The organism is uncultured Muribaculum sp., from assembly GCF_910583865.1.
Taxonomy (GTDB): Bacteria; Bacteroidota; Bacteroidia; order Bacteroidales; family Muribaculaceae; genus Muribaculum.
The window spans coordinates 1-23,217 of record NZ_CAJTYX010000025.1; the positions used below are offsets into that span (position 1 = coordinate 1).

Sequence of the window (23,217 nt, forward strand, 5' to 3'; positions counted from 1 at the left end):
TGCCTTTCAAGATGTTGGACTCTCTGATTTATGGTTTAGCGGACAGTAATAAAAAGAAACTGCGATTGATATGTCGGTTTCCGCAGGCTTGGCAGCGAGGATTTCGCAACATGAGTTTTTAGTTTTAGAAATGAATCAGGATAGTTTGTCGACACACATTGATGTGTAAAAGAAGATTGATGTTTTAGGTTTCGAGACTGTCGCGGATAATGTCGGATAAAGCCGGCTTCAATCGGGCAGCCTCTTAAGATCAGGGGTATTTAATTACCATACGCCGGACCGCTCGTGAGAACGGCCCGGTTTTGTTGTTTGATGCTCTCTCGAACGTATGGTCGGCCTTAGCCGAGGTTACGCCACGGGTTGCTTCAGTCCGGTTGCATCGGCCGGCTGCCTCATTCGCCTCATTCCCTCTTAGTCCTTGATTATTTAAAGTTATATTATTGGCGGTAGAATAGGAAATTCGTATCTTTGCACGCGTGCGGAAAATAATTGATGTATCCCCGCACATGTGACGACATATGACCGATCAGAACGGTAAGCAACACTTGCTTGACACACGCTATCTGCGAATGGCCCGGATATGGGCGGAAAATTCATATTGTCGCCGCCGGCAGGTAGGCGCGCTTCTGGTAAAAGACCAGATGATAATCTCCGACGGATACAATGGCACACCGGCCGGTTTTGCCAATATATGCGAGGACGAGGACGGCACCACAAAGCCCTATGTGCTTCATGCGGAGGCTAATGCAATCACCAAAGTTGCCCGCAGCGGCAATTCCAGCGAGGGTTCCACGCTTTACATTACAGCTTCTCCTTGTCTGGAATGCAGCAAGCTGATCATACAGGCCGGTATAAAACGGGTGGTTTTCAACGAACTGTATCGTCTCTCCGACGGTCTCGACCTGCTCAGAAACGCAGGCATAGAATGCATACATATCTCAGATATAAGTCAATAGATAATGATTTTGAACGTTTTTAAGGATTCCCTTTGATTCGCTAATAGAAATAATGAAACACATAAAGAAGCCAGAGGCGTGGATGCCGCTTATAATCGCTCTCGCCTTGTCGGTAGGGATTGTCGTGGGGGTGTTCCTCAACAGCCATTTCCGCTTGACTCCCGGACAGGAGAAACTCGGAGAGATACTCTCGCTCATACAAAAGGATTATGTCGATGAGGTAGACATAGATTCCCTTATCGAACAGAGCCTTCCCGACCTGATAGCCAACCTTGATCCGCATTCCAACTACATTCCTGCCAAGGACTTGAAGGCCGTGAACGACGAGCTTGAAGGCTCGTTCAGCGGCATAGGCATATCGTTCACGATGTTTACCGATACGATAACCGTCAACGAGGTGATTCCAGGCGGCCCTTCCGAGAAGGCCGGAATCCTGCCCGGTGACCGTATCGTCAGCATCAACGATTCCACGGTGGCCGGCATGGGCATACCGCAGACCGACATAGTGAAGCGTCTGCGCGGCATGAAGGGGAGCACCGTCAAGCTTGGTGTCCATCGTTCCACCAGCAAAAAGCCACTCACATTCGAGGTGACACGTGGCGACATACCCTTGAATTCTGTGGATGCCGCCTACATGATCGACTCCATAACCGGATATATAAAGGTGAACAAGTTCGGTCGCACCACATACGACGAATTCCTGTCTGGGCTTGCGCGCCTCACCGCCAGGGGAGCAACCAACTTTGTGGTCGACCTGCGCGGCAACGGCGGCGGCTTCCTCGACATGGCCATAATGATGGCCAACGAATTCCTCCCTGCCGGTGCTCCGATAGTGGAGACGCGCGGAAGGCACGGGGGTGAGAACACCGCAATAGCAAGCGACGGCAACGGGTCGTTCCAGAATGCCGGCCTTGTGGTGTTGCTTGACGAATACTCAGCCTCCGCCAGCGAGATTTTCGCCGGGGCCATGCAGGACAATGACCGCGCGCTGATCGTAGGGCGCCGCAGTTTCGGAAAGGGTCTCGTGCAGCGTCAGGTCACACTTCCCGACAGCAGTGCGGTGCGGCTGACCGTGCAGCGCTACTACACGCCTTCCGGACGGTGCATACAGAAAGACTACCGTCTCGGCGAACGTGGTGCCTACGAACAGGATATCTCCAACCGCTACGAGCATGGCGAGTTCTTCGCGTCCGACAGCATCCATCTCAACACCGATGTCGAGTATCTGACTTTGGGTGGCCGCAAGGTCTACGGTGGCGGAGGCATAATGCCGGATGTGTTCGTCCCCAACGACACCGTGGGTATCTCGAGCTATTACATAAATGTTCTGAATGCCGGCCTGCTACAAAAATTCGCGTTCCAGTATGCCGACAGGCGTCGTGCGGCCCTGTCGAAGGCTGACACCCTTGACGGGCTTCTGCGGTTGCTCCCATCCGATGAAGAGCTGCTGATGCAGTTTGTCACGTTTGCGTCGGCCAATAAGGTGCCGGCCCGCTGGTATTACATCAACATTTCGCAGCGCTTGATTGTTAACTATCTGAAAGCCTTGATTGCGAGCGACACGTTGGGCCGCGAGACATATTACCAGGTGACAAACAAGGACGACACGACCGTGCAGCGTGCGTTGCTCGAACTGAGGGAGGGGCGCGCCTCGGCCCCTGTCACCACGGGTATGGCCTCCGACGCGGATAGCGCGCAGCAGGCGTCTGTAAAATGAACTCTGTTTGACGATGAGAAAGGAAGAAATACGCAGTCGCATAAAGGCCCGTAAGGCCATTCTTACCGATGCCGAGCGTCGTAGCGCGGCAGAGGCTGTATTCTCTGTGCTGGAAAACTCCGTGGCTTTCATGATGGCCGAAAACATACTCCTCTACCATTCGCTCCCCGATGAACTGTCGACGCGCGGATTCATCGAGAAGTGGCATTCCCGCAAGAATTTCTTCCTGCCGCGCGTCAACGGGGTCAATCTCGAAGTGCTGCCCTACGACCGCAGTTCGCTCAGGCTCGGAGCGTTCCAGATCGAGGAGCCGGAGGGTGACGATGTGCGCGACATATCCTCGATAGAGCTTATCGTGGTGCCCGGTGTCGCTTACGACCGTCGCGGCAATCGCGTGGGGCGCGGCAAAGGGTATTACGACCGTATGCTCGCTTCGACACGAGCCACCAAGGTGGGTGTCGGCTACGACTTCCAGCTTGTCGACGACATCGACGCCGATCCCCACGATGTGACGATGGATCTTGTAGTGACCGAGCATGAGGTGGTCCGCGTGCGTCGTCGTTGAGCAGCCAATCACTCTATTACCATATAATGACCCTTATACGAAAAAACACGTCGCTTGGGACTGTCATACTCCAGGAACCGTCGGTGATACCTGTCGTAAACCGTTTCGGCATACGGCTCGGTGTCAACAATGCTACAGTAGAGCGGATTTGCGTGCACTATTCGCTTGACTGCGACTTCGTGCTCGCAATTCTCAACACGTTTGTCAACGAAGGCTATTTTCCCGAGAACCTGCTTAAGAGCTGCGGACGCCATGAGGTGGCCGGCTATCTCGCCAAGGCCGACAATGACTGTCGCCTCACGCTCATACCCAACGTCCGCGCGCATTTCGCGCGTCTGATGGCTACCGTCGGGGACGACAGCAACATGCCGATGATCCATGCCATGGCGCAGAAGGCGCTTGCTTCGCTCGACGCAGCCATTGACCGGGACCTGTCCGATGTGCTCCCGGCGGTGATGCGGGATGATGCTTCACGCGAATCGTGCCGTATAGCGGCATCCGGTTTGGAGGCAATGCGCGACTGCTGGGGCGAGATCGCCGACTTGCGCGGGATGCTCGTCAATCTTGTAAACGGCACTATGGACCGTAATCTGCTCTATGCCGTGATTGTCGCGGTCGGAGCGCTTGAAAACGACCTTTATAATAACAACCGCCTGCGTAGCCGTATCTTGTTGCCGTTGCTCGGGGGCGATGCTGATGCGGCTGCTGGCTATACGGACATGCCATGAGACTCGTGATAGTGACCGTCGATACCGCGCGTGCCATAGGTCTGCGATGGATTGCCGAAAGATACTTCGACATGGATGCCTGTATCGTGTCGCCCTGCGAGTCGGCTACTGTAGACCTTGACGAGGCCGAGACTCCCGCCACGATATATATGGCCGATGCCGAGGTGTGCTGTTCTATGTCGGATTTCTTTATCCCGCGCCGTTCGCGCACTATAGTCGTGGGCGCTCTTCCGGGCATGTTGCGTATGGGGCGTAGCGAAGGTGACATAGTGGAGGAGATGAGGCGCCGTCTCGAAAGTATGAGCGCGATTACATCCGAGCAGAGCATGCCCGGACTTTCCCAACGCGAGGTCGAGGTGCTGCGTCATGTCGCCCTCGGCCATATAAACAAGGAGATTGCCGATGCATTGGGCATAAGTATAAATACGGTGCTGTCGCATCGCAAGAATATAACCTCAAAGCTTGGCATCCGCTCGGCGTCCGGATTGAGTGTATATGCCATGATGAACGGCTACCTCTCTCCGTCAGAGTTGCATTGAATTTAAGAGCCTGTTCAAATTTATATGATACGTATTTTGAGAGAGATTGTCGAATAGATTTTTGTTTGAGATGAGGGAGCGTAGCCGTAGCTACGTGACCGAAGAACAAATAAAAATATAACGATAATATCCTCAAAAGCAAAGTAATATGAATTTTGAACAGGCTCTAAGAAGTTGTTTTTAAACAACCTCTAACTCCTAATATGTGCGGTGGATTATGTAGTCAAAGATTGCCATGAATGCCGTGCGCGTCTCTGATTCCGGAAACGCCGAGATGATTTCTTCGGCACGGTCACGAAGTTCACGCATGCGCGAGTAGGCGTAGTCGATGCCTCCGGCTTCTTTGGCGTAGCGGATGAGTCGTTCGATATCTTCGGTATCCAGTTCGTCGCGACGCACGATTTCGTTCATGGCATCGCATTCTTCCATGTCCGTTCGCGACAATGCGTAGAGCAGGGGAAGTGTCACTTTTCCCTCACGCAGGTCGTTGCCTGTGGGTTTCCCTATTCCGGTCCCGTCCGAGAAGTAATCGAAGATGTCGTCGCGTATCTGGAATGCCAGTCCGATCAGTCGCCCGAATTGCTCAAGCCGTTCGGCATCCTCTTGAGGAGCGTCCGTTGCGAGCGCACCCATCTTTACGCATGCCACAAAGAGCGACGCCGTCTTGTTGTCGATCACATCCATGTAGGCGCTCTCGTCGAGATAGTGGTTGCGGGCCTTGTCGATCTGGTCGATTTCGCCGAGCGACAGCTGCCTGCCCAGTGCGCCTATTGTGGCCGCTATGTCGAGGTTTTTCGTGAGAAGCGCCTCATGGAGGGCCATGCTTACGAAGAAGTCGCCTACGAGCACGGCGATATGGTTGTCCCACACGGTGTTGATGGTGGGCATTCCACGCCGCAGGTGTGTGTCATCCACCACATCGTCGTGAATCAGCGATGCGTTATGGAGCATTTCGATGGCTGCGGCTCCATGCATCGCGGTGGAATTGATGCCGCCGAACATTTTGGCGCTCAACAGCACCATCACCGGGCGTATCTGCTTCCCTTTTGTGGCGAGATAAGTCGTAACTATCTCGTTCATGAGGGGGTTGGAGGTGTGGAGCGCATCTCGCATGCGCTTGTTCAGTTCGTCCAACTCGGGAGCGATAGTGTGGAGTATGTCTTGAAATGCGGTCATTCAGGCGAATTGTGGTGCAAAATTAGTAAAAGTCTCAAATTCTTTATACTTTTATCGGCAAATATTGAACCGATAAATGTAAATACTCCCGTCTATGACTGACAAGAAACTGTTTCTCCTCGATGCTTATGCGCTGATATACCGTGCATACTATGCTCTCATACGTGCTCCGCGCCTTACATCCCAGGGTATGAACACTTCGGCCATATTCGGCTTTGTCAATACTCTCGAGGAGGTGCTTAAGAAGGAAGCGCCGACCCATATGGCGGTATGCTTCGATCCTTCCGGCCCTACGTTCCGCCACGAGATGTATCCGGAGTATAAGGCGCAGCGCGAGAAACAGCCGGAGGACATCAGCCGTGCCGTGCCGTATATCAAGGAAATAATCCGCGCCTATGGCATACCGTTGATAGAAGTCCCGGGCTATGAGGCCGACGATGTGATAGGGACGTTGTCGCGTCTGGCCGAGCGGGAGGGATACACCACTTTCATGATGACACCCGACAAGGACTACGGTCAGCTCGTCACCGACCGGGTGTTTATGTACAAGCCCTCCGTGCGAGGTTCCGAGATTGAGATTCGCGGCCCTAAGGAGGTATGCGAGAAGTATGGCATAAGCTCTCCACGTCAGGTGATTGATATGCTGGCACTGGAGGGCGATGCTGTCGACAATATCCCGGGCTGTCCCGGCATCGGTGAAAAGACTGCAAGCCGCCTTATCGCGGAGTGGGGGAGCGTGGAAAACCTGCTCGACCATACAGATGAGCTTAAAGGTGCCATGCAGAGGCGTATCGTCGACAATGCCGGGCAGATACGTTTCTCCAAGCTGCTTGCTACCATAAAAACCGATGTACCGGTGGGTATCGACATCGATGGCCTGCGTCGGGGTGAGCCTGACAACGCCGGGCTTGCAGCCATATATGGCGAGCTGGAATTCCGCACATTTATCAAACGGCTCGGCATTCAGGAGGCTCCGCATGGCGATGCCCCGTCGGTCAGGACGTCTGCCGCCGCCGACGGCATGGGTTCTCTTTTCGACCTGCCGCAGCCGGAAGTCTCGTCCCTGGCGTCTGATGTGGCCCGTTTCGACGAGGGCAGCACTCGTTACCGCACCTTGGTCTCTGTCGACGAGGTCAGGGAGTTTGTCGCGTCGGTAGCCGGCGTGTCGGAGATAGGTGTGGCGTCATATTCAGTAGGGGAGTGCGACATGACTTCGAGATGGCATGGAATCGCCGTTTCTGTTGGCGAGGGCGATGCTGCGTATGTTGGGCTGCCTAATGAGGCTGCCGGGCGTGCGGAGATAGTGAAGGCACTCGCTCCTCTGTTCTCCAATCCCGGAACAATGGTTGTTAGTCACGACGTGAAGCGTGAGATGATGCTCCTGCGCCGGGAGGGCGTGGACTTTTCCGCGCCTTATTTCGACACCGGAGTGGCCCACTATCTCATAGAGCCGGAGATGAATCATGCACTGCCACGTGTGGCAGCGGCGTTCATCTCCTACCATACGCTTGATTACGACGAAGGAGCGCGTCTGGTGAAGAAAGGCGAGCCGATTCCCTCCGGCGAGGAGGCGCGTCGCATGTGTGAGGTGGCAGATGTCACCCTGCGTCTCCACAAGCCGCTTCTCGACAAGATTGATGCCGAAGGGTTGCGCCCTCTGCTCGACGACATAGAGTTCCCGCTGATAATGGTGCTTGCCGGCATGGAATGGACAGGCGTGCGCATAGACGTGCATGCGCTTGCCGAGCTTCAACGGCGGTTCAGCTCACAGTTGCGCTCGATGGAGGAAGAGGCCTACAGGTTGGCCGGCACGACGTTCAACATCGCATCGCCGTCGCAGGTGGGCGAGGTGCTGTTCGGACGCCTTCAGCTCGACCCCAAGGCCAAGCGCACGAAGAAGGGTGGATACTCCACCACCGAGGAGATTCTCGACAAGTACCGCGACGCACATCCGCTCGTGGGTCTCATACTTGATATCCGTGGTCTGCGTAAGCTCTTGACCACTTATATCGAGGCTCTTCCTGCTATGATCAATCCGGCAACGGGAAAGATACATACGACGTACAACCAGACTGTCACGGCCACCGGACGAATATCCTCAGCCAACCCGAATCTACAGAACATACCCATACGCACCGACAATGGCCGTGAGATACGTCGCGCGTTCATCGCCGATCCGGGATGCGTGTTCATGAGTGCCGACTATTCGCAGATCGAGTTGCGTGTCATCGCTGACATTTCCGGCGACAAGGACATGATCGAGGCGTTCGTGAGCAACACCGACATCCATCAGGCCACTGCCGCCAGGATTTATCATGAAAGCCTCGACAGCGTCACCCCGGAGCAGCGCGCCAAGGCCAAGACTGCCAATTTCGGCATCATATACGGAATATCGGCTTTCGGGTTGGCACAGCGCCTGCGCATACCGCGCTATGAGGCAAAGGAGCTTATCGACGGGTATTTCCGCACCTACCCGCACATCAAGGAATACATCTCGGATGCCATAGAAAAGGCCAAGTCGCAAGGCTATGTGACCACGATAATGGGTCGCAAGCGCATGCTGCCGGACATAAATTCCGCCAACGCCGTGGTGCGCGGATATGCCGAGCGCAACGCCGTCAACGCCCCCATCCAGGGCTCTGCCGCCGATATAATCAAGGTGGCGATGGTGCGTGTCGACCGCCATTTCAAGGAGCGCGGGCTGCGGTCGAGGATGATAATGCAGGTACATGACGAACTGATATTCAACGTTGTCCCTGACGAGCTTCCTGTAGTGCAGGAGATAGTCACCGCCGACATGACCGGCGCATATCTGGGCAAAGTGCCCTTCATCGTCAGCTCCGGCGTAGGACAAAACTGGCTCGAAGCTCATTGATCCAAACAGGTGATAAGCCTTATTAGACCAATTAGGCTAATAAGACTAATAACCCCAAAGATACTCTCGTTCGGCAAAACCAAATAAATTTGCTTTTGCACTCGACTTATTCGTATCTTTGCAGTAAGTTATGGAATTCGAGCTACAAGCCACCGATGCCCTGAGCAATGCGCGTGCAGGGCTTATCACGACCGATCATGGCCGTATAGAGACTCCCGTGTTCATGCCCGTGGGCACGTTGGGGAGTGTCAAGGCCGTGCACCAGCATGAGCTGCGCGATGATGTCAACGCACAGATTATACTGGGCAACACGTATCATCTCTACCTGCGCCCCGGCACGGAGATCCTCCGTCAGGCCGGCGGTCTCCACAAGTTCATAGGATGGGAGCGCCCGATACTCACCGACAGCGGCGGCTTTCAGGTGTTCTCTTTGGCGGCCAACCGCAAGCTCAAGGAGGAAGGAGCATGGTTCAGAAGCCATATCGACGGTTCAAAGCATCTTTTCACGCCCGAAGGTGTGGTCGACATAGAACGCACCATAGGCGCCGACATAATGATGGCGCTTGACGAATGCCCTCCCGGCACCGCCGAGTATGACTATGCACGCAAGTCGCTCGGGCTGACCATGCGCTGGCTGAAGCGCGGCTGGAAACGCTATAAGGAGACAGAGGGGCTTTATGGCTACCGTCAGGCATATTTCCCGATAGTGCAGGGGTGCACCTACCCCGACCTGCGCCGTCAGGCAGCTGCCGAGGTAGCCGAGCTGGGTGCTGACGGCAACGCCATAGGCGGTCTGGCCGTGGGTGAGCCTGCGGAGGTGATGTACGACATGATTGAGGTGGTCAACGAGATACTTCCCGCCGACCGGCCGCGCTATCTTATGGGGGTAGGTACTCCTGCCAACATCCTTGAGGCCATAGAGCGCGGAGTCGACATGATGGACTGCGTGATGCCTACGCGCAACGGACGCAACGGCATGCTGTTTACGCGCCACGGCGTGATGAACATGCGCAACAAGAAGTGGGCCGACGACTTCTCTCCGCTCCAGGAGGATGGCCCGAGCTACGTCGACCGCGCCTACACCAAGGCATATGTGCGCCACCTTTTCGCCTCGCAGGAGATTCTCGGTATGCAGATAGCATCCATCCACAATCTGGCATTCTATCTCTGGCTCACACGCGAGGCCCGCGCACATATCCTTGCCGGTGATTTCCGCAGATGGAAAACGGAGATGCTCGAATGCGTGACACGGCGCTTGTAACAAGTCATAACCAACCATCCACCCGACGATGAAGAAACCGTTCAAGATACTCGACCTGTATATCATCAAGAAGTTTCTCGGCACATACTTTTTCGCGATACTTCTGATTCTGGCCATCACGGTGATGTTTGACATCAACGAGAAGCTTGACTCGTTTCTGAAAGCCCCGCTGCATGCCACCATATTCGACTACTTCCTCAATTTCCTCCCCTATTTCGCCAACCAGTTCAGTCCGCTGTTCACGTTTATCGCGTGCATCTTCTTTACGTCAAAGCTCGCCGACAATTCCGAGATCATAGCCATGCTCTCGTCGGGCGTGAGCTTCCGCAGGCTCATGCGCCCCTACATCGTGAGCGCCGCTGTGATTGCCGCACTGACATGGGTGCTCGGCGCCTATATCATCCCTCCGGCCAATGTGAAGCGTATCGAGTACACCAACACATACGTGAAAAACAAGCGTGTGGACTATGGCAGCAACATACAGATGATGGTGGCTCCCGGCGAGATAGCCTATATGAGCCGCTATGACAACACCACACGCACCGGCTACCGCTTCTCGCTCGACAAGTTCGACGGCAAGCGCCTCGTGTCGCGCCTGACGGCAAACACTATCCGATGGGACTCGCTCTACCGCTGGCAGGTGCGCGACTACATGATACGAGACATCGACGGCATACGCGAGAATATCAGGCGCGGAAGCCGCCTCGACACTATGATACCTTTCGAGCCGCGTGATTTCCTAATATCAAAGAACGACCAGGAGACGCTCACGTCGCCGCAGCTGCAGGAATACATCGCCAGGCAGAAGGAGCGCGGCGTGGCCAACATCGAGGCGTTCGAGATCGAGAACGAGCGACGCTACGCCATGTGTGCCGCCGCGTTCATCCTCACCGTGATAGGTATGACCTTATCGTCCAAGAAGGTCAAAGGTGGCATGGGCATCAACATAGGCATCGGCCTGGTGCTCAGTTTCAGCTACATACTGTTCATGACCGTCACCTCGACGTTTGCCATATCGGGCTACACGTCGCCGTTCGTGGCGATGTGGATTCCCAATCTCATCTACATGGTAATAGCCGTCGTGCTTTACCGCCGTGCATCCGCCGGCTGACGGTCATCATTCATTGCAGCGAATGAATGACCATTTTATATGCGGTCGAGCACTGTAGCCACGAGGTCGCGCACGGCGGTCTTGTAGTTGGGCGTGGCTTGCGTAGACACGCGGTTGGCGATGATCGAGCATACCGTCATGGCGCGGTGGCCGAGCAGCAGCGCGAGCCCCTGGAGCGGTGCCGACTCCATTTCGTAGTTTGTGACAGGTTCGCCGTTATACCTGAAAGCTTCGATGCGGCTGTTGAGGTCAGGGTTGGCCAGAGGAAGGCGCAGTTCTCGTCCCTGCGGACCGTAGAATCCGACGGCTGAGATGGTGTGCCCGCGCACCATGTCATCGCGTCCGATCTGCTCGACAAGTTCCTTGTCGGCCGGCACGACATATGGCGCGGCCCACAGTGCGTTCCATCCCGTGAACTCGCAGAAAGCGCGCTCGTAGTCGAGGTCGGCCACGCGGTTGCGCCCGGCGTAGTAGTTGAGCACGCCGTCAAACCCTATCGAATGGGCGGCAATCACCGGAGTGCCCACAATCAGTTCGGGCTGGAGCGCACCGGAGGTGCCGATGCGCACGAGCGTCAGGGTACGGTGGCGGGGTTTCACCTCGCGTGTGGCGAAATCGATGTTGGCGAGCGCGTCAAGCTCGTTGAGCACTATGTCGATGTTGTCGGGTCCTATACCGTGGCTCAGACACATTATCGGCTTACCCTTGTATGTGCCTCCGATTGTGTGGAATTCGCGTGACGAGACTTCAAACGTCTTTGTGTCGAAAAACGACGCCACCATGTCGACGCGTCCCGGGTCGCCCACGAGGATTATCCTGTCGGTAAGCTGCTCAGGAAGCAGGTGGAGGTGGAATATCGAGCCGTCGGGGTTGATTATCATCTCGGAGGCTCCTATTTTTCGTCCTGTTGTCATAGGATCTGGATTTGAATTTCGGTTAGAATCGTATTTGTTGGTATAACACGCATCGGCTGCCGATTGCTCATCGAGCCGGACGGTATTTGGCACCGGGATATGTGATGATGTGGCCTCCGAATTCGAGCGACATCAGCAGTCCGGTAAGTTGCGCCACGGGTATCGACAGGTCGACACACATTTTGTTGAGGCTTCCCTCGCCCTGCTCGTGGAGGTAATCTACTATTCGTTCCTCGTCCGGGGTGAGGAGCGATAGCGCAGGCTGCGTTTCGGCATCGGCGCGCGCGGCTATCGGTTGCCACCCCATTGCGGCGATGAGTTCGTCGGCGCAGGTGATCAGCGCGGCTTGGTTACGGGCTATCAGGTCGTTGCAACCTTGGCTGTAGGTGTCGGATATGCGTCCCGGGAGAGCCATCACGTCGCGTGAGTATGACATGGCGAGCGATGCTGTGGCGAGCGCACCGCCGCGCCGGGCCGACTCGGCCACTACCACGCAGTCTGCCACTCCGGCCACTATGCGGTTGCGGGCTATGAAGTTGCCCTTGTGGAGAGGGTCTTTCGACGCGTATTCAGTGAGGAGCATCCCGCCTGCGCGCAGCATGTCGGCGGCCACGCTCCGGTGGGCTGCCGGATATAGCGTGTTGAGTCCGTGGGCAAGGACGGCCACAGTAGGCAATCCTGCCTTCAGGGCCGCGCGATGGGCGGTCACGTCGATGCCATAGGCAAGTCCGCTGACGATAACGGTGCCGGGGCCGAGTTTCTCGGCCAGTTCGGCCACGAGATTTTCCACGAAAGCCATGCCGTAAGGCGTGGAACGGCGCGTGCCCACGATGCTCACCATGCGCGCGGCATTGAGGCCGGTGTCGCCAAGAGTGTAGAGGAGTAGTGGCGCGTCCTCGCATTCGGCAAGCCGTGCGGGATAGCCGTCGTCGGTGAAATACAACGCCCTGATGTGCGACTTCTCCATGAACTCCTGTTCTTCACGTGCCGTGTCGAGCAGGCCGCGACGGTAGGAGTCGGCAATAAGCGCCGGGGGCAACTGCGGCAGGCAGGTGCCGATTTCTCGGGCCGGGAGGGTGAAGAATTCCTTCTCCGTACCGATATGTTCGAGTATCCGTGCGGCCACAGACGGGTTGATACCCTTTATGCGGCTGAAAGCTATCCTGTATGCCGTGTTGTTATCCATCGGTCCGGTGTTTGTTATCATGTGCGCTGTTGCGTTGGAAGAATGGCCTACAGATATTCCGCGAAGAAGGCGGCAAGTTCGTCGCCGCGCGTGAGGCGTCCTCCGCATGTCACCACGCAGCTCACTTTGCCTGCCACCACGAGCTGTCCCGACTCGTTGTAGATGTCTTGCAGGAATATGAATCGTGCGCCCTCGCGCGCTATGTTGAGGCAGCTCGTGAACCGTTCGCCCAGACGTAGGGGTGTACGGTAGTCTATCTCTACCCTGTTGAGCACGGGGTCGATTCCCCGGGCGTGCATCTGCGCGAACGACAGGCCCGCATGTTCGCAGAATTCGTGGCGCGTATGCTCGAAATAATGGAGGTAGATGGCGTTGTTGACTATTCCTTCGGCGTCGACCTCATAGTCGCGTACTTTCATCGGAAGCCGGAATATGTAATTCTTTTGCATGACGTTACATGGTTGTTGCTGTAAATTTAAGGAAAATACGCGAGATTGTGAAAAGGTTGTTTCACAATATATAAGTTTTATTGAACGGAACGTTGGCAACCACCTGCACCGGCATGGCGTTTTAATGTTGGTAGAAGTTGTTAGATACTGTGAATGCAGGAGATGGCGCAAGATTCTGCGGCCTACAGCGTGGCGGCTCTGACCCTTTCCGCCACGGTCTGCAATTTCAGCCACAGAGCCATTGGAAATATGGTAATGAGCCGGCACAAGCCCGATAAGCGGGTGAGTGCCGGCTTTTTTCTCTGTGTACGTATAATTCTTTCCGGAGAGCGGGTTCAGTCTGACCGGTCGGACAGTTCAGACTCGTCAGACGGGTCCGACTCGTCCGACGATTTTGACACACTCCATCCGTTTGTATGCCCGGGTCAGTGCATCGTCTGTTTCGAGAAAGTGAGGTAGAGGTGCGTCTTTGTGAGGTCGAACTGCACCATGGCGGGTGTGTCGATGTAGGGGGTGATGGCTATCACAATCTGCGACGTGGAGTAGTAGCCGTTGGATACGGTCTCGGTCACGAGATTGACAGGCGTGAGCACGTAGTCGCCGTCGGCATCCGTGAGTGTTCCCTCCTTGTCCTTCTCGATGGCGTCGATGGCAAACTGGCGCATGTTGGTGAAACTGTACATCTTCGTTGTCGAGTTGTAGGTGGCGTAGAAAGATGTAGCGTTGTCTGTGAGACTGTTGTTTTCGAAGAACTTGGTCCTGTTGTCCTTCTTTACGAGAAGTATGTTGGCGGGAGGGTCGATGTCGTAGTCGTTGGCGATGGCCGATGCCGGGATGTGGAACGTGAGGTTGTTGACCACGTTGTTGTTGCCGGATTGGCTCTTGTAGCTTTCCACGATTTTCTTGACAGGAAGCCGTATCTCGGTGTCATAGCCGATAGGGCCTACCACTACGGGTTTCTCTGAGGCGAGGGCCTCGATCTCAGGGCTGAGTTTCTGCGATATGCGGTTGTTGAGCACCACTTCCGGAGTGATGGCCATGAACGTGTCGATCACGCGGATGGTGGTGTCCTTGCCTGCCGAGGTCTTGTCCTGGTAGGAGAGGTAGAGGTAGACGGCGGAGTTCTCGAAGCGCATTATGCGGCCGGAGCCGTAGGAGTTCTTGACATAGAGTCCGGGGAACCATTTCTGGAATGCCTCGGGGTCGTTGAACAGGGCCGGGCCTTCTGTCGAGAGGTATTTACGGTAGAAATCCTGCCCCATCTCGCGCGGGAGCTTCACGTAGACCACCCTGGCCTCGTCGGTCGACGAGCTTGAGTAGGTGTAGTCGGCGGCGATGCTGTCGGGGAGTCCTACGACGGTGGCATTGTATATGGTGGATGCTATCGGGGCAGAGGGGTCGTAATATGAATCGACGGGGCTGTCGGATGCGAGTCCGGATGTCGGCAGCGGTTTGTTTAGGCGGAACACCTCAAGTCCGAGAGGCATCACGGAGTCGCCGACCATCTGCCCTTTGCGCATCACCATGGCGAGGCGTATCGAGTCGACATTCTCCGGACCCATGCCGTGACCCGTGGTGAGCTTGTTGGAAGGCATGAACCCGCTGGCGAAGTCGGTGGCGAGGTAGCCGTAGCCCTTGGCATCGATGCGTCCGAGGAGCTGGTATTCGGAGCGCGATGTCACGCTGGTGACGGACACCGACCGGCCCGTGACTGTGAATGCCGAGTCGATGATGATTTCAACCTGGTCGCTCACGATCGATGATCCGATCGACGATCCTTCCTCGCATGCGATGAATGCGAGTGCCGATAATATTGCGGCTACTGGCAAAAGCCTGGAGTATTTCATAATAGGTTCAAAAGTAGATAGGGGGAGATGTCCTACTGCTGGAGAGAAGCGTAGAATGCGGCGAAACGGTCGGTGCGGTCGGGCGTGTCGGTCTCGGAGAACGGGAGGAACGGCTTGCCGGACTTCTCGATATAGTCGAGGATTTCCGGGTCGATGTCGGGCGACGACTGGGCCACGGCGTCGGAATAGTCGATGGCGAGCTTGTTGAGGGTTATCCAGTCGACCGGCTTGTCCTTGATGGACTTGATGTCCTCCTCTGAAAATCCCTCAAGCAGGAGCTTTTCGTGGAGTCGAGGATCGAGCGTGCCTTCGAATTTGTCGCTGAACAGCGAGTAGATGATCTTGGAGCCTGCGAATGTAGGGTCGTCGGCGAAGATGCGGCGCAGGTACATAGGGGCGAAAGCCGAGATCCATCCTATGCAGTGGATGTAGGCCGGGTCCCAGCGGAGTTTCTTGACGGTCTCCACCACTCCGCGCACGAAGAAGATGGAGCGCTCGTCGTTGTCGTCGGGCGTAAGGCGTATCTCAAGGTCGGGGGCGGTCTGCGTGCGCAGGAAATAGTCCTCGTTGTCGATGAAGTAGACCTGCATGCGTGTGGGCAGCAGGGTCGCCACCTTTATGATCAGGGGATGGTCGGAATTATCAATCTCGATATTCAGGCCGGACAGGCGGATCACTTCATGGAGCTGGTTGCGGCGTTCCTTGATAAGGCCGTATTTAGGCATGAATGTTCTCACCTCGAATCCTTTTTCCTGAATGCCCTGGGCGAGGTCGCGGCTCTTGTCGGCGATGTCGGAGGCAGGGACGTAGGGTGAAATCTCCTGCGAGATGTATAATACCTTCTTTAAATCCATGTTTAAATAGTAAATTTGGATGCAAAGGTAATGATTTTTTCTGAAATAATCGTGATGTCCTGCCGGTTTGTACTGACAATTCGTTGCATATTCGGAAAAACCGATTATCCATGCATACCGGCGTGCTTTCGCATGGCGCAGCAAAAGCGATTACTGCCGTTGATAGGACGCGGTTATTTGCCGGAACTGTTTTCCCTCATGTACTGCGACGGCGACATCCCGAACTCCTCGCGGAAACACTCGCGGAAGTGTCCCATGTTGTTGAATCCCGTCATCATCGCAGCCTCCGACACGTTGTGTGTACCTTTCCTGAGCAGCCCGGCACAATACCTGAGTTTGATCTTGCGCACGTATTCGTTAGGTGTCAGGCCATACAGGGCTTTCACCTTACGGTAGAGTGCCGAATAGCTCATGTGCATGTTGGACGTCAGGAAGTCGTTGTCGAGTTTCTCCTTGTCGATATTGTCGTTTATGAGGCGGTTGAGCCTGTCGATGAATTGCTCGTCGAGCTTGGTCAGCTGTAGAGGTGCGGCCTCCGAAGCCTTTTCGGTGTCGTCGTCGGCTGCGGGTGCTGTTGCTGCCGGGGCGGAGGATGCCCCCGAGAGGCCCGATGTGAGAAGTGCGGCCAGACGCCGGCGCGATTCAAGCAGGTTGTTGATGCGGGTACGCAGCAGCGTGGCGCTGAACGGCTTGGTGATATATGAATCGGCCCCCGTGCGGTATCCCTCCTCCTTATCGTCGAGGGTATCTTTCGCCGTGAGGAGGATGACGGGGATGTGGCTCGTGAGGATATTGTTCTTCAGTATGGAGCAGAACTCTATACCATCCATCTCGGGCATCATGATGTCGCTGACGATTATATCGGGTGTGGTGTCGCGAGCGACCTTGAGCCCCTCCTTGCCATTGGTGGCCTGCATGACCGTGAAGTCGGACGAGAATTCCGAGGCGATGTAGTCACGGATATCGTCGTTGTCCTCGACCACGAGGAGTATGGGCTTGATGTCCTCGGACAATGTGTTGTCGTCCGTTACGGTTGCCGTCGTTTTCGCATCCCCGGCTTGTACGGCTTCGTCATCAGGCTTGCCGTAGAGGGTACACGACACCGGCAGCGTGAAGGTGAACGTGGAGCCTTTGCCGGGCGTGCTCTCAGCGGTGACGCTCCCGTGGTGCAGCTCGGCGAGCGACTTCACCAGCGCCAGTCCTATTCCGGTCCCCGATGCCTGGTGTTTCCCTTTTACCTGGTAGTAGCGGTCGAATATGCGCGGCAGTGCGTCCTTCGGGATTCCGTAGCCGGTGTCGGTGACCTTGATTGAATACGCCTCCCCTTCCGGCAAGTAGACGGGACGCATGGTCAGCGATATTTCGCCTTTAGGGGTATATTTGAAGGCGTTGGAGAGCAGATTGTTGAGGATGGTCGATACCACCTCGCGGTCGAAGCATGCGTTGTCGCGGCACGGGCACACGTCTACGGTTATCTTCACGTTGTCGTTCCTGTTCGGTTCCTTGTAGCGCAGCCCGATTTCGGTCACGAGCTTGCCGAGGTCGCCTCGGGCAACGGCCAGCTTCTTGTTGTGCGTCTCGGTCTTTCTGAACTCCATTATGCTGTTTATCAGGTTGAGCAGGCGAATGGAGGAATTGTGTATGATGCCGATTTTCTGTGAGTAGGGGGCGGGCAGGTGCTTGTCCTTCTTGAGGTCCTCCAGCGGGCCGAGTATCAGGGTGAGCGGGGTGCGCAGCTCGTGGGCGATATTGGTGTAGAACTGCAGGCGTTCGTTGTTTATATCCTGTTCCTTCTGGCGCGCGTCCTTTTCGAGTTCGAGCGAGGCCTTCTGGAGCTTGATGGTGCTCTCCATCTTCAGCTTGCGCTTGTAAAAACGAATTATCGACAGGATGATCGCAGCGGCGATGAGGAGGTACAGGATTTTCATGTACCATGTGGCATACAGTGGCGGCTCGACTGTGATTTTAAGGCTTGCCATATTGCCGTGATTCCATTCTCCGTTTTTGAGGCGTGCCTTGACCTTGAAGGTGTAGCGCCCCGGGTCGAGGTTGCGGAATGTCACGTCGGTCTCATTGCCGGCATCGTGCCATTTGTCATCAAGTCCCTCAAGCATGTAGGAGTAGCGGGCGTTTGCTCCCTTGGCCATGTCGGCTATGCCGTAGTATATCTTGATTGTGTTCTGTGACGACGGTAGCACGATGTGTCCGTCCTTGTCGGCTGATATCAAAGTGCGTGCGCCGCTTTTTTCGTCGGGGTCTATGCCGTCGCACTGGAGTATATTGACCTTGCTCTCGGCCTCGTCGATATCGGCATTGTCTGCGCTGATGCGGCATATACCTTTGGGAGAGCCGAAATAGACATTTCCGTCGGGGCTTATGGTTGCCGATCCTTCCATGAACGCTCCTGCCGGGACTCCGTCGTTGAAGTCGAAATTGCGGATCTTGCCGGTGTCCGGATCGAGGAGCGCCACGCCGGCATAGGTGCTGATCCAGATTTTTCCTGAGAAATCCTCCTGCACGGCGCGTATGTGAGATTCGGTCAGTCCGTCGGCATACCCGAATATCTCTGTCTTTGACGGCTGTCTCGTGTCCTTGACACGTACTATACCGTCGGACGTGGGAATCCATATGGAGCCGTGTGTGTCCATGAAAAGCTGGTTGACGTCGTTGGATGGTAGCGACTTGTCGTATTCACCGAGATGTGCCGTCCTTCGTCCGTTGCGGTCGAATATGTCTACGCCTCCGCCGTGTGTGCCCACCCACAGTTTTCCCTGCCTGTCGCGCATTATGCCGTAGATGGTGCTGCTGTGCAGCTGGCGGTTGATCGATTCTTCTTGCCGTACTACCCCGTTGCGGTAGGAATATAACCCCAACTCCGAACCTATGAGTATGGTGCTGTCGGCATCCTCATGAAATGCATGTATGTCGATTTTCTTATGTCCGAGATTGATTGTGCTGAACTGTTCGGTGGCGGGATTGAAGCGCACCACTCCTTCGTCATCGCATCCGAGCCATATCCGGCCGTCGCTTGCGGGATAGATAATGTAGACGAGCACCGACGAGTAACCGAGAAGCGGGGCAAGACTCCATTCCTTCAGTGGCTTGTCGTTTTTCATCAGGGAGATTTTCGTGTCGCCGCCTGCCCATAGGTTGCCTTGGTTGTCGTAGGCGAGACTGTAGACGGGGTTTCCATGTCCGTCATCTGAGCGGGGGTGCAGTGTGGTGAATTCCGAATCTCTGGGGCTGAGCATGTCGAGTCCGCGTCCGTAGCTGCCTATCCATATGTTTCCGAAGTCGTCGGTGGTGATTGTTTTCGTGCCGACGTTGGCGTCTGAGTCCTTTATGTCAAACTGCGACATGATGGCGTGGGAAGGTTTATCCTCCCCTATTTTGCTGGCTTCCAACACTATGATGCCATCCATGTAGCCTGCGACCCATATGTTGCCTTCGATGTCGGTGCATATGTCGTAGATGTTTCTTTCCGTGCCATGGATGCCGGCGATGTCCATGCGTGAGAATGTGCCGTTGTCGGGATCGAATATCGCCATGCCGTTGTTGGTGCCTACCAGGATGTCGTCCATGTTGTCGCGCTTAATGACGCGTACGTTGTTGCTCGGCAGGGATCCAGGGTCGGAGGGGTTGTGGGTGAAGTTGCGCACCTTTCCGGATTTTATGTCAAGTATGCTCATGCCGTCGTAGCGGTGGCCTATGTAGAGTGAACCCAGCCCGTCGTCCATGCTGCCATGGCTCGCCTTTTGCAGGCTTGCCGGTGAATAGTTTTTGATGGTCAGGCTCTCCGGATCGATATGGGCCACTCCTTTGGAAAAGTAGGTGATCCAGATGTCTCCGTCGGCGGCTCCGGTCACGTGTGAGATTATATTCTCGCTGAGTCCGTCGGCAGTGGTGAGTGTGTGGAAACGTGCGCTTCGGGCGTCGTACACGGCCAGTCCTTTACCGGTGGCGATGAAGATGCGACCGGTCGAGGAGTGGTGGAACAGCGCGTTGATCTTATTGGAAGGGATATCGGAGTTGCCGGTATTGTATATGGTGTTGCCGGCTGCGGAAAGGCGGTTCAGTCCCGACTCGGTGGCGATCCATACCGAGCCTTTTCCGTCAATCTCGATATCGGTCACGAAGTCGTTCGACAGACCGTTTTTAAGGTTGAGGTTAGTGATGGAATACTGTTCGTCGATGGCCGGTGCCGCAATCAGATTCCATGATAAGATTAATAAAAATGTCAGTAGAAGGTGGCGCATAAGGTTGGCGTTTCTGTCATGATTTTCAAGTATGCAAATTTACTCAAAACCTTTGTTTGCCGGGCTCTCATGGCTCGCAAAGACATAATAGCGGCGATAAATGAAAAAATAGCGTCGGTTTTCGGGTAAATTAGGAAGAATTGCCTACCGTTGGAAAGATGGTAAACAAGTAACTTTGGAAAGTCAATATAGTTAGAAAAATATTTTTACAGTATAACCTTATAAAAATAAGTAACCTGGTGAAATTGGTTTATATTATATGCGAAGTTTAGGAACGAGCGGATTTTGCTCGACGAAGAAGGAGTGTAGCCGTGGCTACGTGACTTATGAGGAGAGTGAAAGATGCCGTTCATAAACGAGTAGATGAAATAAATTAATTTTCATTGGCTGCTTAATATCGATTAAATTCTATGATAAAGAAAATACAGTTCAGCCTCGCCCTTCTTTGTCTGCCGGCGGCAGCCTGGAGCGCAACGTTTACAATAGGAGGAGATGATGTGGCGGTGTCGATGCCTGAAGAATACAGGCCTGTTTTGTCGACCGCGATCGAGATTCTCGGTCGCGATGTACGCAACTACACCGGCGACACCGTCGCCGTGGTCGGCTCGGGAAGCCGAGCCGACATATGTGTCCGTATCGATCCCGATGCGATCGGATATCCGCAGGGATTCCGGATGGAAGTGATGCCCGACGGCACACTTTCGATAAAAGGCCACGACAGCCATGGCGCCGCTTACGGTATCATCGAGCTTACGCGCATAATGGGTGTGTCGCCATGGGAATGGTGGGCCGACGCCTCTCCACGCAGGCGCTCGACGGTGGAGCTGCCCGCAGGGTATGTCTGCGAGCATCATCCTTCAGTGGAGTACCGAGGCATATTCATCAACGACGAGGACTGGGGACTGATGCAATGGAGCAGCCTTAACTATGAGCCTTGGTATATGCCCGGGCGTATAGGGCCGCAGACCAACGCGCGTATATTCGAGCTTATGCTGCGTCTGCGTGCCAATTATTACTGGCCTGCGATGCATGAGTGCACGCAACCTTTCTTCTTCACTCCCGGCAACCGCGAGATGGCCGAGAAATACGGCATATATATAGGTGGTTCCCACTGCGAGCCTATGGCTTCGAGCACGGCGGTGGAGTGGGGGCGTCGCGGCAAAGGGGAGTATGACTACGTGAACAACAGCGACAACGTCTACTCTTTCTGGGAGGAGAGGCTCAAGGAGGTTGCCGGCCAGGAGATACTCTACACGGTGGGCATGCGCGGGGTGCACGACGGTGCCATGAACGGCGCCAAGACCATTGACGAGCAGAAGGCGGTGCTGGCGCGCGTGTTCAAGGATCAGCGCGGGTTGCTCGCCAGGCATGTCAACGAGGATGTCACCAAAGTGCCGCAGGTGTTCATCCCCTACAAGGAGGTGCTCAATGTCTACAAGGCCGGTCTTGAGGTGCCGGATGACATAACCCTTATGTGGACCGACGACAATTACGGCTACATACGCCACTTCCCGACCGACACGGAGCGCGCGCGCAAGGGTGGCAACGGGATATATTATCATGTGTCGTACTGGGGACGTCCGCATGACTACCTGTGGCTCGGCACCATAAGCCCGGGACTCGTCTACCAGCAGATGAAAACCGCCTACGACAGGGGCATACGCAAGATGTGGGTTCTCAACGTGGGGGACATAAAGCCTTCGGAATATCAGATAGAGCTGTTCATGGACATGGCGTGGGACATGGACTGTGTGGCCGCTGACGGAGTGAAGCGCCACATGGCGAATTTCCTTTCCCGTGAGTTCGGCGACGAGATTGGCCGCGACATATTTCCGGTGCTTGACGAACATTACCGTCTGGCCCACATCCGGCGTCCGGAGTTCATGGGCAACACCCGTGTGGAGGAGTGGGAGCAGGAATATTCCACGGTAAAAGATATGCCTTGGACGGAGAGTTATCTCAACGATCGCCTCGACGACTATAAGAAGATTTCCGACAGGGCGCAGGAGATTGACGCGCGCATTCCCGATGACCGCAAGGACACGTATTTCCAGCTGGTGAAATACCCGGTGCAAGGAGCGGCGGAGATGAACAAGAAGCATATCTATGCCCAGTTCGCGCGCCACGGCAAGATGGACTGGCATGCGAGCGACTGCGCCTACGACAGCATCGTGGCCTTGACGAGAATATACAACACCGGCATACATAACCGTGGCAAATGGCATCGTATCATGGACTTCCAGCCGCGCAGGCTTCCGGTCTACGAGCCTGTTGACCGCAGTAGTGCTGATGCTCCGATGCTTGCGGCGTCGCCATCTCCCGTTGCTTCATGGAACGCCGTGGAATGCTCCGAAGGGAGTGTTTCGCCATGGGAGATGCTCGGCTACGAGGGGAAGGCCGCCGGATTGGCCAAGGGTGAGGCCGTTGGCTACGACTTTGGCCGCGTCGATACGGATTCAGTCGGGATTGAAGTATGCATGGTGCCTACGCACCCTGTCGACGACGGTGGAAAGCTCCGTTTCGCCCTGTCGGTCGACGGGAAGGAGTGCGGCGAGTTTGCCTATGAGACCTACGACCGCAGCGAGGAGTGGAAGGAGAACGTGCTCAATAACCGTGCGGTGAGAAAGGCGAAAGTGGCCGTCGACAAGAAAAAGAAGAAGCACCGTCTCCATCTCAAAGCCCTCGATGATGGTGTGGTGCTCGACCGCATGAGCGTATATGCCGATTGAACGGTTCATATACGTTATATATTAGAGTAATTTGAATTTGAAAATGGTACTGTG

Annotated in this window: 16 protein-coding genes; 9 read left to right on the plus strand and 7 right to left on the minus strand. The window is 55.3% G+C overall.

The features are described 5' to 3' along the window. The first annotated feature begins 518 nt into the window (after positions 1 to 518). Genes QZ303_RS06915 through QZ303_RS06935 form a run of 5 tightly spaced genes read left to right on the plus strand, consistent with a single transcriptional unit; the run spans position 519 to position 4,505 of the window. Positions 519 to 956 (plus strand): dCMP deaminase family protein, encoded by a 438-nt coding sequence (locus QZ303_RS06915; RefSeq protein ID WP_295731017.1) that lies wholly within the window; start codon positions 519 to 521, stop codon positions 954 to 956. Positions 957 to 1,008: 52 nt separating this feature from the next. Next, positions 1,009 to 2,673 (plus strand): S41 family peptidase, encoded by a 1,665-nt coding sequence (locus QZ303_RS06920; protein WP_295731019.1) that lies wholly within the window; start codon positions 1,009 to 1,011, stop codon positions 2,671 to 2,673. A gap of 13 nt (positions 2,674 to 2,686) precedes the next feature. After that, entirely contained in the window at positions 2,687 to 3,238 is a 552-nt protein-coding gene (locus QZ303_RS06925) for a 5-formyltetrahydrofolate cyclo-ligase (RefSeq protein ID WP_295731022.1), read from the plus strand. Between the two features lie 26 nt (positions 3,239 to 3,264). After that, positions 3,265 to 3,966 (plus strand): hypothetical protein, encoded by a 702-nt coding sequence (locus QZ303_RS06930; RefSeq protein ID WP_295731025.1) that lies wholly within the window; start codon positions 3,265 to 3,267, stop codon positions 3,964 to 3,966. After that, positions 3,963 to 4,505 carry a LuxR C-terminal-related transcriptional regulator gene (locus QZ303_RS06935; RefSeq protein WP_295731028.1) on the plus strand — a complete coding sequence of 181 codons (543 nt, stop codon included), beginning with the start codon at positions 3,963 to 3,965 and terminating at the stop codon, positions 4,503 to 4,505. Before QZ303_RS06930 ends, QZ303_RS06935 begins: the two co-directional genes overlap by 4 nt. Positions 4,506 to 4,703: 198 nt before the next feature. Here QZ303_RS06935 and QZ303_RS06940 read toward each other — a convergent pair whose 3' ends face one another. After that, the gene (locus tag QZ303_RS06940; protein WP_295731031.1) at positions 4,704 to 5,681 is read right to left on the minus strand and encodes a polyprenyl synthetase family protein; all 978 of its coding nucleotides are present in this window, start codon (positions 5,679 to 5,681) and stop codon (positions 4,704 to 4,706) included. A 94-nt stretch (positions 5,682 to 5,775) separates the two neighbouring features. Between QZ303_RS06940 and polA the strand changes: the two genes are divergently transcribed. The 3 genes from polA (at position 5,776) to QZ303_RS06955 (ending at position 10,928) form a co-directional block, all read left to right on the plus strand. Then, complete coding sequence (polA, locus tag QZ303_RS06945; RefSeq protein WP_295731033.1) at positions 5,776 to 8,556, plus strand: DNA polymerase I; 2,781 nt, start codon at positions 5,776 to 5,778, stop codon at positions 8,554 to 8,556. 130 nt (positions 8,557 to 8,686) lie between these two features. Then, entirely contained in the window at positions 8,687 to 9,817 is a 1,131-nt protein-coding gene (tgt, locus tag QZ303_RS06950; RefSeq protein WP_295731036.1) for a tRNA guanosine(34) transglycosylase Tgt, read from the plus strand. Between the two features lie 28 nt (positions 9,818 to 9,845). Next, the gene (locus QZ303_RS06955; RefSeq protein WP_295731040.1) at positions 9,846 to 10,928 is read left to right on the plus strand and encodes an LptF/LptG family permease; all 1,083 of its coding nucleotides are present in this window, start codon (positions 9,846 to 9,848) and stop codon (positions 10,926 to 10,928) included. A 35-nt stretch (positions 10,929 to 10,963) separates the two neighbouring features. Here the strand turns inward: QZ303_RS06955 and QZ303_RS06960 are convergent, their stop codons facing one another. From QZ303_RS06960 to QZ303_RS06985, 6 genes are all read right to left on the minus strand, one after another. Next, positions 10,964 to 11,842 (minus strand): nucleoside phosphorylase, encoded by an 879-nt coding sequence (locus QZ303_RS06960; RefSeq protein WP_295731043.1) that lies wholly within the window; start codon positions 11,840 to 11,842, stop codon positions 10,964 to 10,966. 67 nt (positions 11,843 to 11,909) lie between these two features. Next, a complete protein-coding gene (gene dprA / locus QZ303_RS06965; protein ID WP_295731045.1) occupies positions 11,910 to 13,028 on the minus strand; it encodes a DNA-processing protein DprA in 1,119 nt (372 codons plus the stop codon). Positions 13,029 to 13,075: 47 nt separating this feature from the next. After that, entirely contained in the window at positions 13,076 to 13,477 is a 402-nt protein-coding gene (locus tag QZ303_RS06970) for a thioesterase family protein (protein ID WP_295731048.1), read from the minus strand. Between the two features lie 425 nt (positions 13,478 to 13,902). Then, positions 13,903 to 15,324, minus strand: a complete 1,422-nt coding sequence (locus tag QZ303_RS06975) for a DUF4270 family protein (RefSeq protein ID WP_295731051.1) — start codon at positions 15,322 to 15,324, stop codon at positions 13,903 to 13,905. Positions 15,325 to 15,356: 32 nt separating this feature from the next. Further along, positions 15,357 to 16,178, minus strand: coding sequence for a glycogen/starch synthase (locus QZ303_RS06980; RefSeq protein WP_295731054.1), 822 nt, complete (start codon positions 16,176 to 16,178; stop codon positions 15,357 to 15,359). 173 nt (positions 16,179 to 16,351) lie between these two features. Next, positions 16,352 to 20,434: a hybrid sensor histidine kinase/response regulator transcription factor gene (locus QZ303_RS06985; protein WP_295731057.1), complete on the minus strand. Its 4,083-nt coding sequence runs from the start codon at positions 20,432 to 20,434 to the stop codon at positions 16,352 to 16,354. A gap of 509 nt (positions 20,435 to 20,943) precedes the next feature. On the opposite strand from QZ303_RS06985, the gene QZ303_RS06990 reads away from it, so the two are divergent. Then, positions 20,944 to 23,163, plus strand: a complete 2,220-nt coding sequence (locus QZ303_RS06990) for a glycosyl hydrolase 115 family protein (protein ID WP_295731092.1) — start codon at positions 20,944 to 20,946, stop codon at positions 23,161 to 23,163. Positions 23,164 to 23,217: the final 54 nt, after the last annotated feature.

What these genes read in the sequence shown, in the direction of transcription:
- QZ303_RS06915 (WP_295731017.1), top strand. Translation starts at nt 519, where the DNA reads ATGACCGATCAGAACGGTAAGCAACACTTGCTTGACACACGCTATCTG.
- QZ303_RS06920 (WP_295731019.1), top strand. Translation starts at nt 1,009, where the DNA reads ATGAAACACATAAAGAAGCCAGAGGCGTGGATGCCGCTTATAATCGCT.
- QZ303_RS06925 (WP_295731022.1), top strand. Translation starts at nt 2,687, where the DNA reads ATGAGAAAGGAAGAAATACGCAGTCGCATAAAGGCCCGTAAGGCCATT.
- QZ303_RS06930 (WP_295731025.1), top strand. Translation starts at nt 3,265, where the DNA reads ATGACCCTTATACGAAAAAACACGTCGCTTGGGACTGTCATACTCCAG.
- QZ303_RS06935 (WP_295731028.1), top strand. Translation starts at nt 3,963, where the DNA reads ATGAGACTCGTGATAGTGACCGTCGATACCGCGCGTGCCATAGGTCTG.
- QZ303_RS06940 (WP_295731031.1), bottom strand. Translation starts at nt 5,681, where the DNA reads ATGACCGCATTTCAAGACATACTCCACACTATCGCTCCCGAGTTGGAC.
- polA (WP_295731033.1), top strand. Translation starts at nt 5,776, where the DNA reads ATGACTGACAAGAAACTGTTTCTCCTCGATGCTTATGCGCTGATATAC.
- tgt (WP_295731036.1), top strand. Translation starts at nt 8,687, where the DNA reads ATGGAATTCGAGCTACAAGCCACCGATGCCCTGAGCAATGCGCGTGCA.
- QZ303_RS06955 (WP_295731040.1), top strand. Translation starts at nt 9,846, where the DNA reads ATGAAGAAACCGTTCAAGATACTCGACCTGTATATCATCAAGAAGTTT.
- QZ303_RS06960 (WP_295731043.1), bottom strand. Translation starts at nt 11,842, where the DNA reads ATGACAACAGGACGAAAAATAGGAGCCTCCGAGATGATAATCAACCCC.
- dprA (WP_295731045.1), bottom strand. Translation starts at nt 13,028, where the DNA reads ATGGATAACAACACGGCATACAGGATAGCTTTCAGCCGCATAAAGGGT.
- QZ303_RS06970 (WP_295731048.1), bottom strand. Translation starts at nt 13,477, where the DNA reads ATGCAAAAGAATTACATATTCCGGCTTCCGATGAAAGTACGCGACTAT.
- QZ303_RS06975 (WP_295731051.1), bottom strand. Translation starts at nt 15,324, where the DNA reads ATGAAATACTCCAGGCTTTTGCCAGTAGCCGCAATATTATCGGCACTC.
- QZ303_RS06980 (WP_295731054.1), bottom strand. Translation starts at nt 16,178, where the DNA reads ATGGATTTAAAGAAGGTATTATACATCTCGCAGGAGATTTCACCCTAC.
- QZ303_RS06985 (WP_295731057.1), bottom strand. Translation starts at nt 20,434, where the DNA reads ATGCGCCACCTTCTACTGACATTTTTATTAATCTTATCATGGAATCTG.
- QZ303_RS06990 (WP_295731092.1), top strand. Translation starts at nt 20,944, where the DNA reads ATGCCTGAAGAATACAGGCCTGTTTTGTCGACCGCGATCGAGATTCTC.